17 protein-coding genes are annotated in these 17,013 nt (G+C 44.5%); 14 read left to right on the forward strand and 3 right to left on the reverse strand.

Annotated features, from left to right (window positions below):
* Window positions 1-5 precede the first annotated feature (5 nt).
* The 9 genes from EMM73_RS16045 (at window position 6) to EMM73_RS16080 (ending at window position 6,268) form a co-directional block, all read left to right on the forward strand.
* Complete coding sequence (locus tag EMM73_RS16045) at window positions 6-416, forward strand: hypothetical protein (RefSeq protein ID WP_127687818.1); 411 nt, start codon at window positions 6-8, stop codon at window positions 414-416.
* On the forward strand, window positions 413-1,696 hold the full coding sequence (locus tag EMM73_RS16050) for a phage/plasmid replication protein, II/X family (RefSeq protein ID WP_127687819.1): 1,284 nt from the start codon (window positions 413-415) through the stop codon (window positions 1,694-1,696). The genes EMM73_RS16045 and EMM73_RS16050 overlap by 4 nt, the downstream gene beginning before the upstream one ends.
* A 10-nt stretch (window positions 1,697-1,706) precedes the next feature.
* Window positions 1,707-2,075, forward strand: coding sequence for a hypothetical protein (locus EMM73_RS16055; RefSeq protein ID WP_127687820.1), 369 nt, complete (start codon window positions 1,707-1,709; stop codon window positions 2,073-2,075).
* A complete protein-coding gene (locus tag EMM73_RS16060; protein WP_127687821.1) occupies window positions 2,075-2,356 on the forward strand; it encodes a hypothetical protein in 282 nt (93 codons plus the stop codon). The genes EMM73_RS16055 and EMM73_RS16060 overlap by 1 nt, the downstream gene beginning before the upstream one ends.
* 11 nt (window positions 2,357-2,367) lie before the next feature.
* Window positions 2,368-2,502: a hypothetical protein gene (locus tag EMM73_RS20405; protein ID WP_261373468.1), complete on the forward strand. Its 135-nt coding sequence runs from the start codon at window positions 2,368-2,370 to the stop codon at window positions 2,500-2,502.
* A 115-nt stretch (window positions 2,503-2,617) separates the two neighbouring features.
* On the forward strand, window positions 2,618-4,327 hold the full coding sequence (locus EMM73_RS16065; protein ID WP_127687822.1) for a hypothetical protein: 1,710 nt from the start codon (window positions 2,618-2,620) through the stop codon (window positions 4,325-4,327).
* Window position 4,328: 1 nt separating this feature from the next.
* Window positions 4,329-4,646: a DUF2523 family protein gene (locus tag EMM73_RS16070; RefSeq protein ID WP_127687823.1), complete on the forward strand. Its 318-nt coding sequence runs from the start codon at window positions 4,329-4,331 to the stop codon at window positions 4,644-4,646.
* Entirely contained in the window at window positions 4,646-5,815 is a 1,170-nt protein-coding gene (locus tag EMM73_RS16075; protein WP_127687824.1) for a zonular occludens toxin domain-containing protein, read from the forward strand. The genes EMM73_RS16070 and EMM73_RS16075 overlap by 1 nt, the downstream gene beginning before the upstream one ends.
* A gap of 249 nt (window positions 5,816-6,064) precedes the next feature.
* Entirely contained in the window at window positions 6,065-6,268 is a 204-nt protein-coding gene (locus tag EMM73_RS16080) for a hypothetical protein (protein WP_127687825.1), read from the forward strand.
* Between the two features lie 475 nt (window positions 6,269-6,743).
* Here the strand turns inward: EMM73_RS16080 and EMM73_RS16085 are convergent, their stop codons facing one another.
* Both EMM73_RS16085 and EMM73_RS16090 read right to left on the reverse strand, forming a co-directional pair.
* Window positions 6,744-8,432, reverse strand: coding sequence for an NAD-dependent malic enzyme (locus tag EMM73_RS16085; protein WP_127687826.1), 1,689 nt, complete (start codon window positions 8,430-8,432; stop codon window positions 6,744-6,746).
* 145 nt (window positions 8,433-8,577) lie between these two features.
* The gene (locus tag EMM73_RS16090; protein ID WP_127687827.1) at window positions 8,578-9,006 is read right to left on the reverse strand and encodes an Lrp/AsnC family transcriptional regulator; all 429 of its coding nucleotides are present in this window, start codon (window positions 9,004-9,006) and stop codon (window positions 8,578-8,580) included.
* A gap of 154 nt (window positions 9,007-9,160) precedes the next feature.
* Here EMM73_RS16090 and EMM73_RS16095 point away from each other — a divergent pair, with 154 nt between their 5' ends.
* From EMM73_RS16095 to EMM73_RS16110, 4 genes are all read left to right on the forward strand, one after another.
* Entirely contained in the window at window positions 9,161-10,366 is a 1,206-nt protein-coding gene (locus EMM73_RS16095) for an aspartate aminotransferase family protein (RefSeq protein ID WP_127687828.1), read from the forward strand.
* Between the two features lie 76 nt (window positions 10,367-10,442).
* Window positions 10,443-11,474 carry an arginine N-succinyltransferase gene (astA, locus tag EMM73_RS16100; RefSeq protein ID WP_127687829.1) on the forward strand — a complete coding sequence of 344 codons (1,032 nt, stop codon included), beginning with the start codon at window positions 10,443-10,445 and terminating at the stop codon, window positions 11,472-11,474.
* On the forward strand, window positions 11,471-12,955 hold the full coding sequence (gene astD, locus EMM73_RS16105) for a succinylglutamate-semialdehyde dehydrogenase (protein ID WP_127687830.1): 1,485 nt from the start codon (window positions 11,471-11,473) through the stop codon (window positions 12,953-12,955). Before astA ends, astD begins: the two co-directional genes overlap by 4 nt.
* Before the next feature lie 84 nt (window positions 12,956-13,039).
* Entirely contained in the window at window positions 13,040-13,843 is an 804-nt protein-coding gene (locus EMM73_RS16110) for a DUF1338 domain-containing protein (protein WP_127687831.1), read from the forward strand.
* A 28-nt stretch (window positions 13,844-13,871) separates the two neighbouring features.
* Here EMM73_RS16110 and EMM73_RS16115 read toward each other — a convergent pair whose 3' ends face one another.
* Window positions 13,872-14,513 (reverse strand): dienelactone hydrolase family protein, encoded by a 642-nt coding sequence (locus tag EMM73_RS16115; RefSeq protein WP_127687832.1) that lies wholly within the window; start codon window positions 14,511-14,513, stop codon window positions 13,872-13,874.
* Window positions 14,514-14,649: 136 nt separating this feature from the next.
* On the opposite strand from EMM73_RS16115, the gene EMM73_RS16120 reads away from it, so the two are divergent.
* The gene (locus tag EMM73_RS16120; RefSeq protein WP_186435263.1) at window positions 14,650-16,956 is read left to right on the forward strand and encodes a methyl-accepting chemotaxis protein; all 2,307 of its coding nucleotides are present in this window, start codon (window positions 14,650-14,652) and stop codon (window positions 16,954-16,956) included.
* Window positions 16,957-17,013: the final 57 nt, after the last annotated feature.

Here is a 17,013-nt window from a genome sequence, read left to right on the forward strand (position 1 = left end):
AAAACATGAACCTACAGGACGTAATTCAGCTCAAGGAAAAAGGCGCCAAGTTCAAATTGGTCTTGGCAAAAAGCGATTCTTTCCGCTCTAGTCACTCACATTATGAGCTGTATTTGCAGCTAAAAACCGTCGAAAGCAAAGACGATACGCCTGTGACGGCAAATATAGCAGTTGATGCGCCAAAACACTACTTAACCCTAGAACGGTTTTTAACGCAAAACTCATTAGATTTCAGCTTTTTACCTACAAAAGAAAACCTATTTTCAATCGTGCATGCTAGTGAACCTTTGGCTGGTTGTTCGCTTTGTACCATTTGCTTTAAAACAAATTTTGATGGGGCAAGCGGATGTAAAAATTCCAGTATTTTTTCGCCTGCCGTTGGTGATTGGGTGTGTAACTTACAGGCCAGACAATGATTGATTTTGCTGCCATCTCCGTCATGTTCAAGTCTGAGTTTGTCAAAGAGATGTCCGACAGTTCTATTTTGCTTCCATCCCTAAAAGGAAAGCTTGGTCTCTCCTACTCTGGCCAGATTGATTTTGACCTTGACGGCAACGCAGAAGTAAGCCGTTTGAACCATCGTTTTGAGTCCATTCCAAGCAGCTTTGCAAGCCTCGCTTTTTTGTTTGTGGACGGCACTGACTTTGTGAAATATCCCTACATCCGGATCTGTGGCAATCCTGCCAAGCTTTTGCAGGGTCACAACGTTTATGGCTCTGATGATGCTGAACTCTGCCTCTTTGCAGTGCTGGAAGCTTTCATGATGGCCATGCCACACCTGTCTGAATTTTTGGATTGGACCACGGCAAACATTGATTACATTGATGTGACGTATACAGCAAGGATCACCAATGACAGCACAGCCTTACAGGTGCTTCAGGTTCTGAAAAACGTCAGTGCTGGCCAAACCAAAAACAAAACCTCAGACGATTACTTATCAACGGTTTACTGGGGCAAAGGTACTGGCAAAAATAAGCGCAATAGCCGCCGTAAGCAGCTCAAAGCCTACCTGAAAACCCCTGAGCTGATGAATTCTATTAAAGAAGTACAAAAGAAGCTTAAAAAGTCTTTCGGCGACAAAGTGCTGACAGATTGCCTGATGCGTCAACTAGCCGCATTAAACCAGCCAGATGTTCAGAAAATGGCTGAAGGCGCAATTCGTTTTGAATCCCGTTTATTTGGACCGTGGTTATTTGATAACGGCTTACCCGTCCACGTTTTTGATTTTATGACTAAGGCAAAGGCCGAACCAACGCTATTAAAGCACCTCTGGCAAAAAAGCTGGCAGGACGTTTTCAAATCTTTTGAGGGCGCACAAATGCACCTACACAACGATGAAGCAATCCAGGAATCGTTAAAAACTCATTTTTACCGCGAAAGCAAAACCGGAGGCCGTACTTACACCAAGGCGTCCAAGTTGTTTAATTTCTATATTGCCCTGAAAACCCTCGGCTTTGAGAAGGTTTATCGCGATATGGACAGGGCGACGTTTAGCCGCCATTTGGCTGACTTAAAAACCGCTGGATTAAGTCGCGCCCAGCTTCAGAACCTAACCGCAGAAGTGAATAACGTGGTTCCTCTGGTTCGACTGATTAACATCGATTTCAATACCCAGCTGCCGGAGAACTGGCAGGAACCCCAACCTTTGCGCGACCAAGTGAAGCGCTTAAACCCAATGCTGAAAATAGCAAGCTGAGGCAACTAACATGGCTGAATTAGTACATATACCAACGTTTACAGGTGACTGTCACACAGGCATTTATCTGGGCTTTCGTGAAGAACAAAAGTTAGATAAAGAAAAAAAGCCGTACACACAGTACGTGCTCGGCATGATGCGCGAAATACCAACTAAGTTTGGTACGACAAGTGAAATGATTACCGAGCTTACGGTATCCAAAGACCTCGCAACCAAAGGTTTTTTAACTCTGATCGCTCCAATGGTGGACACCCAAATATCATTGCCCATCTATGTCAGCACTTATCAGGGTTCAAGCGGTGTAACTCGTTACGTTACAGAATCGGCCATGCAGATGTTCGGTCAAGGCGCTCAACCTAAAAAAGAGCAGGCCGCCTAATGAAAATTTTAGCCGCCCTGCTGTTTTTCGTGTCCTCATTTGTAAACGCACAATGTGCCTCACCTCAGCAGGACGGCTCTTTAATTTTGACCACTGAAACTGTGGATATGTGCAGCGGCCTGTGGCTTACCCCAGCCGCCGATATTCGCAATTACCAGACGGTTGAAGTAACACCCGAAAACTTCGCGTTAGCTTTCGGTTTTGGCGTCACAGCTGTTCTAACGTTTTGGTTTTTACCTTACGTGGGTTCAGTTGCTGGCAATGTAATTCGTAGAATGTAAGGAAATTAAAAATGGCAGATATTTTTGCAGCTGTGGATTTAACCAGCGTTTCGGCTTTCGCTTTGGGCGCTATCGTTTTGATTATCGGTTATCACATGATTTTCAAAGGCGGTGATGTAGCCAAGCGCGTTATCCGTAAGGCGTAACAAACTGATGCTGGGCGGCTTAATTGCTGCCCTCATCTACACCGTTGCGGCGTTTATGGGGGCTTTATGCACCGCCATTATGGTGGACCGATTCAACAAGATTTAAGGGGCATTCATGGCCAGAAAACTTGTTCAACTAGCCCTGCTTATCGCGGGGCTTTTTTTATCAATAAAATCTTTTGCTTCTGACGAATGTACGGCCCGCGCTGGCGATACGATTAATTTACTCGAATTTGGATCTTCAACTTGTCCAGTTTTAAGCTCGTGGACTATATCCGGCGTTCGCTGTGAATTGGTACAACTAGGCGATCAGATTTGTGCATTGTCTGACAATGGTACTACTTACTCAGGCGGCCCTTATGTGTTTACAGGTGGTATTGCAAGTGACGATACAGAATCACCAATTCAACCGCCTGATGAAGAACCTCCCCACGAATTCGACGTTCCGCCAGAGTTACCGACCATTGATCCGGTTGCTGTCACTCCGGGCGAACTTCGCGATCCGAATGCAGCTAACGCGCTGGTACAAATTCAAAATGAATTAGTGAATCAACGTATTTTGTCTCAGAACGTTCTGGACAATATTTACAATATGGTCAACGACAACGGCGTTTCATATTTTGCTTTAAATAACAATGTAAGGAATTCAAAGTTCGAGTTGTTAAACGCAATTAATGCGCGTTCTTGGGAAATTCGGTCTGCTGTTGGCTCACTTTCTAACAATGTTTCTTATTTTCATACCAATATTTTGAACAGGCTTGATGCCCAACATTTGCAAACTGCTCGTAACGAGACAGCCAGCACAAACGAAATATTAACCGCAATAGCCAATAATAAGCCTGTTGATGAATTTCTCTTGTTTAGCAAGCTCGATGGCATCGACGAAGAGTTGGCTAATTTTTCAAATAATCTGAACTTCATTGCAACTGCCGAACAACAAAGCGAAATCCGCGAGCAAGAAATCCTTTCTGAGCTAAGTACAAATACTTTTGTTTCAAGCAATGCTTATACGGTTACTCAACAAAACCGCGACAGGCTTGATAATCTCAAAAATGATGTTTTTGATTTGACTGTATCAATGTCTGAAATTTCTAACCTGTTAAGAGACGACGAACCACCTCCGGCTTGTGGCGGCATCTTTGAACCACCATGTGAACCATGCGGCGGAATGATGGAACCACCATGTGATGACGGCGGCGGCGGTGGCTCTGATGACGGCGGCTCGTTCTCTGCTGTTGATAAGCAAAATTTACAAACTGTTGCCGACGCTTCTCAGGAAATTTCTCAGGGCGTCCGTTCCGTTATTCAAGGCGTCGATTATGTAGATCAGTCTCTTGGCGTAGTTATCGACAAGCTTGATGTTATTAACGAAACCCTTGCTGCTGGTACAGGTTCAGGCTCAGGTTCTGACTTAACAGAAACAAATAACAAACTAGATACCATTGCTGATGGTATTAACGATTTATCTGAATCTTTAGCTTCAGGCACAGGCCAAAAATCTGGTCCTTCAACCTGTCAAGGTAAAGAGTGCTGGAAAGCTGCCAGCTGGGTTGAATCAAGTTATCCTGACGGTGTAGCCGGATTATGGGAAGCGCGCAAAGTCGCCTTTGAGCTTTCAGTCATGAACGAATATCTACACTCATTAATCCCGAATATCGGCGGCAATAGCGGCTTGCAACCTTTTGAGCTGTGCTTCGATATGGGGTTCGCTCAGTACGGTTGCCACAGTTTCACTGTTCCCCCGTACGTCATTGCATTTATTCGCATCTGCTTACTGATTACCGCAGGTTTTTACTGTCAACGTTTAGTTTTCGGAGGTGCTTAATATGCCCCAGTTTTTGATTGATTTTGGTAACTGGCTTTATGATATTTTTTATGCAGCTGTTGCCACTGTTGGCGTCTTAATTTATGACGTTTTGCTGTTGATTTTAGAGGGCTTTTTTATTGTGGGTCAGACGGCTCTGGATGGTATCGCGTTGACGATGGAAACTCTCAATCTGGGCGATTACATGACGTTTCTCGGCCCTGATGTGTTGGCGTGGATAGTAGCCATCGGATTTACTGAAGCCATGGGTATGGTAATTACAGGGATCAGTATTCGTCTTTTACTTCAAATCATTCCATTCACAAGGCTGGGCAGCTAATGATATTCGGCATCTCTGGCCGCCCTGGTGGTGGCAAAAGTTATGAAGCAGTAAAAAATCACATTATCCCTGTGTTAAAAGAAGGTCGAAAGGTAGTCACTAACCTACCGCTGAACATTGAACACATCAAACACACTCTAGGCCATCAAGCCGCCGAGCTGGTGGTTCTGGTCGATGGTAAGTTTCATAATTTCGGTGATACAGACCGTCCGTTTTCTAAAGCTAAGCATTTTTTGCAGTTTGAAGGATGGCAAAACGACAAGGGCCAAGGTCCTGCTTTTTTCGTGGATGAATGCCACTTGGTGATGCCATCTGGCGCCACTGAAAAAGAGTTGCTCGAACTTCTGTCCATGCACCGCCATTACGTGTTTGATATTTACTTAATTTCTCAGGATTTCCGCAAAATCCACCGCGACATTCTTGCCATGATTGAAATCAACTATCGCTGCATTAAAAAAACAGCGCTGGGTCGCACTGACGCCTATATCATGAAAGTCTGCCAAGGCGGTTACAGCAATTCTGAGGTGGTTAATACTTACGAGCGTGAGTATGAGCCTTGGGTCTTTGAGTTCTACAAAAGCCACACAAAAACCAACGCAGCTAAAGTTGAAGAAGCGCTGACTCAGGACATAAAACCATGGTGGAAGCAGAAGAAAGTGATCGCCGGTTGTATCTTCGTTCCGGTCGGTTTATTCATCCTTGTTGCTTCAGTTGCAAAATTTGGGGAACAGAATCAGCCTAAAACAGTTCAAAAAACGAAGCAGGAGCAACCACAGCAGCAAATTACACCCCAAGTCAACCCTACCCCTCAACCAGTTCAAGTTATTGCGCCTAAATCGCAGCCAAAGAAAAAGGAATTTAGTTCGGATGCTGACCATCCTCTGAAGAACGTGAGCTTGCATATCGCGGGGGTCTATCGTGACCAGAACGAGAAAAAAGCGTTTTTTACAGTTGCTGTGAATGGTCAGCCTGTGAACGAGGTTGATTCGGTGGATTTAATGATGTCCGGTTATCAAGTGTTGATTTTGTCTGACTGTGTGGTCCGTATCCGATTTGAGGAGTATCAAAACTATGTTATTTGCGACAATCCTCAGATCAGCAGCAACGGCGCTCTGGACTCCACCGGAGTGACGGCCGCAACCGCACCAGTGACAGGAGCAATAAACTAAGGCTGGAGCAGCGGCGGGAAAAGGGGCCCCTTCGGGGAAAAGGCTCCCGCTGCTGATCCTGCATGCTTTTATGGCCGAAGGCCATGCAGCGAAGCGGTAACCAAGGGACGCTAGTCCCGCCTGAAGGCAAAGCCTTCCCTCTGCAAAACATAAAAGTCCAATTTTTGGACTTTTTCTTTTTTAAACAAAACGTTTTCCCTAAATTATCTTCATGTATACTTTTTTAGAAACTTACTTGGAGTGAAATTTATGAATGAACCTACGTTAAATGAAATTCTTATAAAAAATGCTGAGTCGATGAAGCCTGTTTTGGATGCAATAACTAAACAGTCTATTTCTGTAAATAAATTTATTACTGATCTTCTAGAAACTCAGAAAAATTTAGATTATCTAAGTCTGGAAAATCAGTTGAAGTCCATAGCAACCAAAATTCAGAATGAAGATAGTAGATAACTTGTTTTTCGCTCTGGCTCTGAGCCTCGCAGAGTGCACTACAGTAATAGTGCACTCTTGTTTCAATTTGAAACAGGTTTAGAAATTAGCTCCCTAAAATACCCCGCTTCCACCGCCTTTGCTTTTCCGCTTCTCAAAACCACAACCAAACCTTGCAGCAAGCTTTCACTAAGCCGTTGATTTTAAACGTAATACTTACATTATGCGATATAGCGCACACTAAAATAAAAACAGACAATACAGCCGTATCACTATCTGTAAAATCGCAAAGCTATAGCACTAAAATCAAAAGATCCTGCAAATAGCTGTGAAAAACGAAACTCTGATTATTTACAACGACCTTACGCTGAATCTATGCATCACTGAGTTGTAGTAGTAAAGCATAACTAGCTGAAAAGAAAAAAGTTGGTTTAATTTATAGTGAACTGATTAAACCAACTAGTTCTAGATTTTTCGCCCTAAGGATGTCGGAGCCTTAATGGCCGCTTACTCGTTTATAGTCACGATATTCTGGTTTCCAGAAATTGCGTTCGATTTTTTGCAACAATTCATCGTCACTAATTTCAAGAGCTAAACCTTGTTTTTGAGCAATCTTCGCCACTTCAAAAGCGATTTTTTTGCTTAACTCCGACAATTCTGACAAGGCCGGCAACAAGGAGCCTTGACCAGTATTGGCCAAAGGTGAGGCTGAAGCTAAAGTTTCACTGGCAATACGCAACATCTCGTCACTTATGCGGTTTGCCTTCACTGCGACAACTCCCAAACCAATGCCCGGGAAAATATAAGAGTTATTGCACTGAGCTATATGGTAGCTTTTTCCTTTATAAACAACAGGTTTAAATGGGCTGCCAGTTGCGATAATCACTTTGCCGTCAGTCCACTTGATCACCTGTTCTGGCGTCGCTTCTACTTGCTTTGATGGATTACTCAACGGGAAAATAATTGGCAATTCACAGTGTTTTTTCATCGCTGTGATCACTTGCTCAGTAAACAAACCAGGCTGTCCAGATACCCCAATTAAGATATCAGGCTTGGCGCAATTCATTACATCTAATAAAGAAGCGTATTCGCCACTATAAGCCCAGTCTGTCAAATCTGGTTTTTGCTGCACTAAAGCTTGTTGGAAATCCCGTAAATCAACCATACCGTCAGTTAACAAACCAAAACGATCAACCATATAAACTTGTTTACGAGCTGTCGCATCATCCAAACCTTCAGTTTTCATCTGACTTATCACTTGTTCTGCTATACCACAACCAGCAGAACCTGCACCGACAAAAACAACTTTCTGAGACGACAGTTTTACACCTTTACTGTGACAGGCGGCCAACAAAGAACCTACGGTCACAGCCGCGGTGCCCTGAATGTCATCGTTAAAGCAGCAATACTCGTCACGATACCGTTTTAAAATAGGCATAGCATTTGGCTGCGCAAAGTCTTCGAACTGGACCAAAGCTTCTGGCCAACGACGTTTGACTGCTTTCATAAACTGATCAATAAATGCATCGTATTCTTCGCCGGTAATACGCTTATGTTTTGAACCCATATACACGGGGTCATTCAGCAGTTTTTCGTTGTTAGTACCCACATCCAGCATCACAGGTAAGGTATAAGCCGGACTGATACCACCGCAGGCTGTATACAAAGACAACTTACCGATGGAAATACCCATACCGCCAACGCCCTGGTCGCCTAAACCCAGTACACGTTCGCCATCTGTGACTACTATGACTTTTACTTTTTTCTTGGTAACGCTGCGCAGTATGTCATCCATATGCTCACGTTCACTGTATGACACAAAAATACCACGGGCGCTGCGGTAAATTGCGGAGAAACGCTCACAGGCGTCCCCTACTGTTGGCGTATAAATCACAGGGATCATTTCTTCCAAGTGCTCTTTCACCAGACGATAAAACAAGGTTTCGTTTTTATCGTGAATAGCACGCAGATAAATATGTTTATTGATTGGCTCAGCAAAGCTGGAGTATTGCATATAAGCACGCGCCAGTTGCTGTTCAATAGTTTCGTAACGTGGAGGCAATAAACCAATCAGGTTAAAAGCAATACGCTCTTCTTTGGTGAAGGCGCTGCCTTTATTCAACAACGGAGTTTCTAATAAAGCTGGACCTGCATAGGAGGTATAAAGAGGTTGTTTCGTACTCATGGGGATCTCTCAAAACAAGCCTGCTGGCTCAAATTGCTGCCGATCATAACAGGTCTGACTAAAGCGGCAACCTCACATTGGGTAAAGTGTTGTTAAATGACGATCATTTCATTCTGGTCAGACCTGAGTATTGCATTTTTAACCCTTATCTTTTGAATTTAGTCTCCAAAATAACTGAAGAGTTAGTGCGCTCTACCCCGTCTAAATTACCGATTTCATCTAAAATATGACTTAATTGCTCAGTCGTTTGAGCCTGTACTACGGCTATTAAATCGTATTCGCCGCTGATAGCGTATAACTCAGAAATCTGACTAATTTGTTTGAGCTCAACGTTGGTTTTAGTGGTCAGTTTTTGTCGTACTTTAATAGCGACATGAGCTGATACCAACTGGCTTAAAAATGCACTGCCATATTCCAGAACATAACCTTTTACCACCCCGCTTTGTTCCAGCCTATGCAAACGGTTTTGTACTGTGCTGCGCGATACATTCAGCGCTCTGGCTAAATCAGAAATACTGGCTCTGGCATTACGACGCAACATGCCAAGTAATTTTTCGTCTTCTAAACTTATCACTTTGCTTAATGCCCTTATCAAAATGACAGAATTAACTGCAATATTGTTGATAATGCTACTGCATATTGGTAAGTCTGGCCAATATAATAAAAGAAATTCCTTAGTTACCCTATCCTGTTGGGTAATCAACAAAAAGCATAAAGGCAGAACAACAATGCAAGTCAACAGATCTTTATTCGATGAAGTGATGGTTCCTAACTACGCACCGTCCGCAGTGATCCCGGTCAAAGGTTTGGGTTCAAGAGTCTGGGATCAAACAGGTCGCGAGTTTATCGACTTCGCAGGCGGCATAGCCGTGAATTGTCTGGGGCACTGCCACCCGACTCTGGTCAGCGCTCTGAAAGAGCAAGCTGACAAGTTATGGCATTTATCTAACGTGATGACCAACGAACCGGCTCTTATTTTTGCGCAAAAGCTGGTCAACGCTACCTTTGCTGAAAAAGTCTATTTTGCCAACTCGGGTGCTGAAGCCAACGAAGCTGCATTAAAACTGGCTCGCCGCTTTGCTAAAAATGAGTTTGGTGATCACAAAACCCAAATTATCGCCTTTAAACAAGGTTTTCATGGCCGTACTTTCTTCACCGTCACAGTAGGCGGCCAACCTGCCTATTCAGACGGTTTTGGTCCTAAACCTGCTGATATAGTTCATGCTGAGTACAACAATCTGGCAAGTTTAGAAGCACTGATTTCCGATAATACCTGTGCTGTTATGATTGAACCTCTGCAAGGTGAAGGCGGTATCATCAGCCCTGAACCTGGCTTTATCGAAGGCGTTGCTGCACTGTGCAAAAAATACAATGCGCTGATGATTTTTGACGAAGTGCAGTCTGGTGTCGGCCGGACCGGCGAACTGTATGCCTATATGGGTTTAGGTGTGGTACCTGACATTCTGACTACTGCCAAAGCTTTAGGTGGCGGTTTTCCTATAGGTGCTATGCTGACAACCACTGCTATCGCTAAGCATTTAGTGGTTGGTACTCACGGTTCCACTTACGGTGGTAATCCATTGGCTTGTGCAGTAGGTATTGCTGCATTTGATACAGTCAACACGCCAGAAATATTAAATGGTGTGAAACAACGTGAGCAGTTATTCCGTGAAGGTTTAAGGGCTATTAACGCTAAATACGATGTGTTCAGTGACATCCGTGGCAAAGGCCTGTTAATAGGTGCTGCGCTGAATGACAAATATCAGGGCAAAGCCCGTGATTTTATGCTGGCCGCAGCTGACGAAGGTTTGATGATGTTAGTCGCAGGTTACAGTGTTATACGTATGACGCCTTCTCTTGTGATCCCGGAAGCGGACATTGCCGAAGGTTTCAAACGTCTCGACAAAGCTGTAGCTAAATTGGTACAAGCCTGAGGCTGTTATTGGGAGCTTTTGGGCTCCCTTTCACTTACATCACCCAGAATAAGAACTAAGCAGGAATACTGAATTTATGTTGTTGATCCGTCCTATTCGACAATCGGATTACCCTGTCCTGATGCAAATAGCCATTGAATCGGGTGCTGGTTTTACCTCTTTGCCGGTCAATGATCAAAAATTGCAGGCGAAAATTGCCCGTTCTGAGCAAAGTTTCGCAACTGCTGTTGAGGCTATGGGCGATCAAGGTTATGTCTTTGTACTGGAAGACACCAGTACAGGTGAAATCGTTGGTACTTCAGGTATAGAGGCCTCAGTTGGCCTGGAAAACCCGCTGTATCATTTCCATAAAAGTACAGTTGTGCACCACTCCAAAGAGTTAGACGTGTTTAAACAAGTTGAAGTTTTGACTATGTGCAATGACTACACAGGCGTTTCTGAGATTTGTACGCTGTTTTTACGCGAACCCTACCGGCAGGGCTTAAACGGCCGCTTTTTATCCAAAGTGCGATTTTTATTTATGGCCGAGCACCCGAAGCGATTCTCTAAAATGGTGATCGCAGAAATGCGCGGAGTAGCCGATGACTCTGGTTTACCGCCTTTCTGGAAATGGCTGCAGTCGTACTTTTTTAGCATCGACTTCCCTACTGCCGACTATATGATTGGTGTGGGTAATAAAGGCTTTATTGCCGATTTAATGCCGCGTCACCCTATTTATGTCAGCTTGTTGCCTGAATCTGCGCAACAAGTCATAGGCGAAGTGCATGAAAACACCAAACCCGCTTTGGCACTTTTGGAAAACGAAGGTTTTTTTCATCGTGGTTATGTCGATTTATTTGACGGTGGCCCAACGGTTGAGTGCCAGCTCAAACAAATTAAATCAGTGCGTAACAGCCATAAAGTCAAAGTGCTGGTTGCTCCTGTCGAAGGCAACGCAACACTTTCCATTTGTAACACCCATACGGCCAATTTCCGCGCTGTATTTAGCAAAAATGCAGCACTGAATGACAATCACGAATTGGTGATTAGTCCTGAACTAGCTGAAGCTCTGATGGTCAGCAATGGCGATTTTGTGCGTTACCTCTCCTTAGAAAAGGCAGTGAAATGAACCAAGTAATTACAAAAGCTGCAGTGCAGTTAATAGAAGGTCAATGGCAAGCCGGCTTTGGTTTAGCTTTTCAGTCGGTAAATCCGGCAACAGGTAAAGTCATATGGCAAGGTAACAGTGCTGATGAAGCCCAGGTACATCAGGCTTTACTGGCCGCACGTCAGGCCTTTTATCGCTGGTCAGCGCTCTCTCTTGCAGAGCGCTTGGTAGTGGTTGAAAAATTTGCTGCCTTATTGCAAGAAAATACCGAAACCATGGCTCGAACTATTGCCGAAGAAACGGGTAAAGCCTTATGGGAAAGCCGCACTGAAGTGGCGGCTATGATTGGCAAAATTGCCATATCGAAACGGGCCCATGAAGAACGTACCGGTACTTTAGAAAACCCTATGCCTGGCGCTAAAGCTTTTATACGCCATAAACCTCATGGCGTAGTTGCTGTATTTGGTCCTTACAACTTCCCGGGCCATTTACCAAATGGTCATATAGTCCCCGCTCTGATTGCCGGAAACGTAGTGGTATTTAAGCCATCAGAGCTGACACCTAAAGTGGCAGAATACACAGTAGAGTTATGGCAACAGGCTGGTTTACCCGCTGGTGTGCTGACCTTGCTGCAAGGTGAAGTGGCCACAGGTAAAGCCTTGGCTGCTCATCCTCAGTTAGACGGTTTATTTTTCACCGGAAGCTCTGGTACCGGCCATTACCTGCATCAGCAGTTTGCTGGTCAGCCGGGTAAAATTCTGGCATTGGAAATGGGTGGTAATAACCCATTGATCATCAAAGATGTTGCGAACGTAAAAGCTGCAGTGCATGACATTATTCAGTCGGCTTTTATAAGTTCAGGCCAGCGTTGTACCTGTGCCCGTCGCCTCTTTGTGCCAAAGACGGCCAATGGCGATGCCATTCTGGCAGAACTGGTAAAGGCCACAAAAAACATTAAGGTTGCCGACCCTTTTGCCACAGAACAACCTTTTTACGGCGCTATGATTTCAGCCAAAGCAGCCGAAGGCATGGCCAAAGCACAGCAACAGCTGCTGGACATGGGCGCTAAAGTACTAGTCGAACTGACTTTACCTGAAGCTCATGGTGCTTATGCCACGCCCGGTATTCTTGATGTGACAGGTGTAAACGGCATTCCGGACGAAGAACATTTTGGCCCACTGTTAAAAGTCTATCGTTACGACGATTTTGAGCTGGCTATCGCTGAAGCAAATAACAGCAAATACGGTTTATCTGCAGGTTTACTAGCCGATTCTGCTGAAGATTATCAGCTGTTTTTCCAGCAAATCCGCGCAGGTATCGTCAACTGGAACAAACCTATTACCGGAGCTTCCAGCGCCGCACCTTTTGGCGGTATAGGTGCCAGTGGCAACCACAGAGCCAGTGCTTATTACGCGGCCGACTATTGCGCTTACCCAGTCTCTTCAGTTGAAGCAGATCAGGTCGTGTTACCCGCTACACTAAGCCCGGGGTTAATGCTGTAAAGCTGAACCAGATCAACATAATAAGCTGGCAAGGTCGCTACACTTGTCAGATAGAACACCATAATCAACAGAGCAGGACTCGTTATGCATACTGATGTGAAAGAACTGTTTAACCAACTTTGGGCAAACTACCTGGAAGTGACTCCTTCTGCGAAAAAAATTCACGCCATTTTAGGCTCATCGCAACAAGACGATGTGATCAACGATCACATAGCACTTCGTACTTTTAATATCGAAAAAGTGGGTCTGGAAAAGCTTGCTGCGCACTTATTGGCATTAGGTTATACCGAAGGTGGCGAATACCACTTTGAAGCGAAAAAACTGTATGCAAAACATTTTGAACATCAAGACTCAACCTTACCAAAAGTTTTTATTTCTGAATTGTTGCTAGAAAAATGCTCACCCGAGTTGCAAAGCATAGTACGTAAACTGGTTGATCAAATCCCAGAAGATGCCGTCACAGCAGATAACTTTCTCTACTCAGGCCGTCACTGGAGTATTGACCAGGCAAGCTATGAAACTTTGTTGGCGGAAAGTGAATACGCCGCCTGGATGTCTGTCTGGGGTTACCGTGCCAATCATTTTACGGTCAGCGTCAATGCACTGAACAACTATGAGACTTTAGAGTCGGTTAATCAGGCTTTAAAGGATGCAGGTTTTCCATTAAATACCTCAGGTGGCGAAATCAAAGGCACACCAGAAGTGTTACTGGAGCAGTCTTCGACTTTAGCGGACGAAGCACCTGTTACATTTACAGATGGCACCCGCAATATTCCAAGTTGCTTCTACGAATTTGCCCGTCGTTATCCAATGGCTAATGGCCAGCTGTACGGTGGCTTTGTTGCGGCTTCTGCGGATAAAATCTTCGAAAGCACCAATGTGCGTTAACAGCTAAAGCTGCTCAATAAAGGCTGGATCACTGTATAAAATATCCGGCCTTTATTTTTTCCCAATAGACCCCAGCGGCTTCAGCGCTATAACCTTGTGATAAAACATTTATAAAACCATGAGGATAAGGTACAAGGCTCTGTTTTAGATTAGCTTTATCCGCTAATGCGCTCATCAACTCCGGCACCGAAAAATGTGTTTCTTCAGCAAATATAAGTTCTGTTGGATAAAACGGTGTCAGATGAGTCATCTGCCGAATCTGGCTACCATAAAAACCAACGCAAGCTTTGATTGTCAACTGTTTAGATGCAAGATTCATCCAACAAGCTGCGGCACCGGCACTAAAACCAAGCAAAAATACAGGTTGTTGTTGTACTGCATATTCAGTTAAACACCTATTGAGTTTATAGGTGTAGGCATCAAGACCTCCATGCTGCAGAAAATACTGATACGCATGGTGATCGTCTGAAAATACCGGCGGCTGATGATCGTAAGGTTGTATACAGACATAGTCAGAATGAAGCTGCTCAAACTGCAGTAACAATTCAGACTGGGCTCCAAAAATATCAGTCACAATTACAAGTAGCATGTGGCCCGTCTCTCCCTGTTCGAATGCACAGTTTCCTTCGGCACTAGCGGCTGAGAACACCTGGCCAGAACATGGTTCCATAGTAAAAATAGCGCTTTAGATTAATACAATGCGCAATGAATAGCCATCCAAACATCCGCAGACCTCGTTGTCATAATAGTGAAACCTCCGACCTCTACTCTGTTTTCGCATGGATCTTAGCGGAGATAGAAGTAGTATGAATATCGCCAGAAAATTAACCTTCGGTGCAGGCTTATTAACTGTCATGGCGGTTATTTTATCCGCCAGCGCCAGTGGTTTATTAGCTTTAAAAGACAGTTCTGATGCTGTACATCAAAGTGCTGAACAACAATTTCAGGCTCTTGCTGCCAGCAGACATACTATGCTGATGACCCAGCTTGAAAGTCAGCAACAATTACTCAATGCCCTGGCACACAATCGTTTGACTCAGGAAGCCATTTACAGCTTTAAGAATCCTTTTGTATCCTATCGTTACGAAGTTTCGGCACCTAAGATGGATGAGTTAAAACAGCAAATGGGCGACTGGTATGCTGCAAAGTACCAGGCTTATTATCAGGATCAGACCCAGGGGCTCTCAGCTCCTGCCACTCTATGGCTGGAAAAATCAAAGTTCGAAACTTTATTGCTGCAAAAATTTTATGTTGCCGATAACCCGCAGCCTCTGGGCAAGCAACAGCTGTTAGAAGACCTCAGCGATGGCTCTGTTTATGGCCAGCAGCATAAAAAGTATCACAGCAGCTTTAAGGAAATAGTTGACCGCTATGGCTTTCAGGATCTGATGTTGGTCGATGCCAATAGTCTGGACGTGCTGTATAACGTCAATAAAGGACCTGTTTTTGCCAGTAACTTACAGAATGGTGCCTTTGCTGAAACTGAACTGGCCATTTTAGTTAGGGACCTGAAATTAAAACCTAAAGCAGGCTTGCAGATTTCTGCTATCAGCGCCTTCTCTGGCGCTTTCCAACAACAAGTATTATTTTTTGGCGTGCCTGTATTCCACCCAACTAGTGCAGATAATCCTATAGGTTTTTTGATAGCTCAATACCCTGTAAGTCGTTTTACAGATTTGATGACCGCCAATCAAAAATGGCAGGATCTAGGCTTAGGCCAAACAGGAGATTTGTATCTTGTAGACGAAAATCACAAGCTGGTTACAGAAATAAGACCTTATCTTACCGACAAATCAAATTTTATAGCCAACTATCCCGAGTTCAAAGTCGGACCTTATGGCTTAGGCGGTCATACCAAGCTGCAACTGCCACAAATTAAAGCCGCTTTATCAGGTCAGTCCGGAGTGGCTGAAGCTGAAGATTACAGAGGTATAGATTCACTGATCAGCTGGCGTCCGATGCAGATTGGTCCTCAGCGCTATGCCCTTATTGTGCAACAAAATTTGACTGAAAGCATGGCAGCCGTCAGTACCATTAGAACCAACTTGATTTTAAGTACCCTACTCTCAGTGCTACTACTTGGCATACTGGTGGTTTTACTGGTATTTGTGCTAGCACGACGCTTTGCCAAACCTATGCTGACGCTACATCAGAGTATAGAGAACTCAGCCAAGTCTCATGATTTAACAGTGCGCTTTAAACTTGAGTCAAACGACGAGTTAGCTGATATAGGGATTGCATTGAATAAGTTATTTTCTGCTTTCGGTGCCTTAGTTGCTAAGCTTTCAACGACTTCTGAGCAAAGTGCGTCTGCAGCGACTCAAAACCTGCACATAAGCCAAGGTTGTAAAAACTCAGCGATGCAACAAGGAATGGCCATAGCTCAGCTCTTGCAGCAGTCTCAACAACTGGACCTGCAACTTCAAAGCTCAGCAGAACTATTACGTAATTCAGCCAGCCAGACAAATCATGCCAACCAACAAGCCGATTCCGGCTATAAAGCTGTCGAATTAGTCGCCAGCTCAATGCGGCATCTTGCTACTCAAGTCAGTTCTTCCGGTCAGAGTATGGATCACTTACGCTCAGCTGCAACAGATATAGTCACAGTACTTGACACAATCAAAGGAATTTCAGAACAAACCAACTTGCTCGCGCTCAATGCTGCTATCGAAGCAGCCCGTGCCGGAGAACATGGCCGGGGTTTTGCTGTTGTCGCAGACGAAGTGAGGCGTTTATCAGGCAGCACCCGGCAAGCTACGATGGAAATTCAACATATGTTAGATCGATTAATGAGTACAGTGGATGAAACCGCGCTTGATTTAGCCAAAGAGCGGCAAAGTGCCGAACTTTGTGTCACGGGTTCTGAACAGGCTCTGGATGCGTTGGGTGAAATTAAACAGCTGATTGCGCAAGTCAGTACTGATACTGCGCAGATAGCTCAGGCCAGCGAACGACAATACCAGCAAAATCAGCAAATGCGTGACGAACTGATAGCGGTACAAGGATTGGCAGAACGTACCGAGCAAGCCATGTCTGAACTAAACCACACTGCTAAAGAGCAGGAACAACTTGCTACTGAATTATTAACAAACGCCAGAGCGTTCCGGATTTAATTCAATCCAAAAAAAAGCCCCGGTTGATCCGGGGCGCTTTTCAGACTAAACAGAACA

This window comes from Rheinheimera sediminis, from assembly GCF_004005375.1.
Classification (GTDB): domain Bacteria; phylum Pseudomonadota; class Gammaproteobacteria; order Enterobacterales; family Alteromonadaceae; genus Pararheinheimera.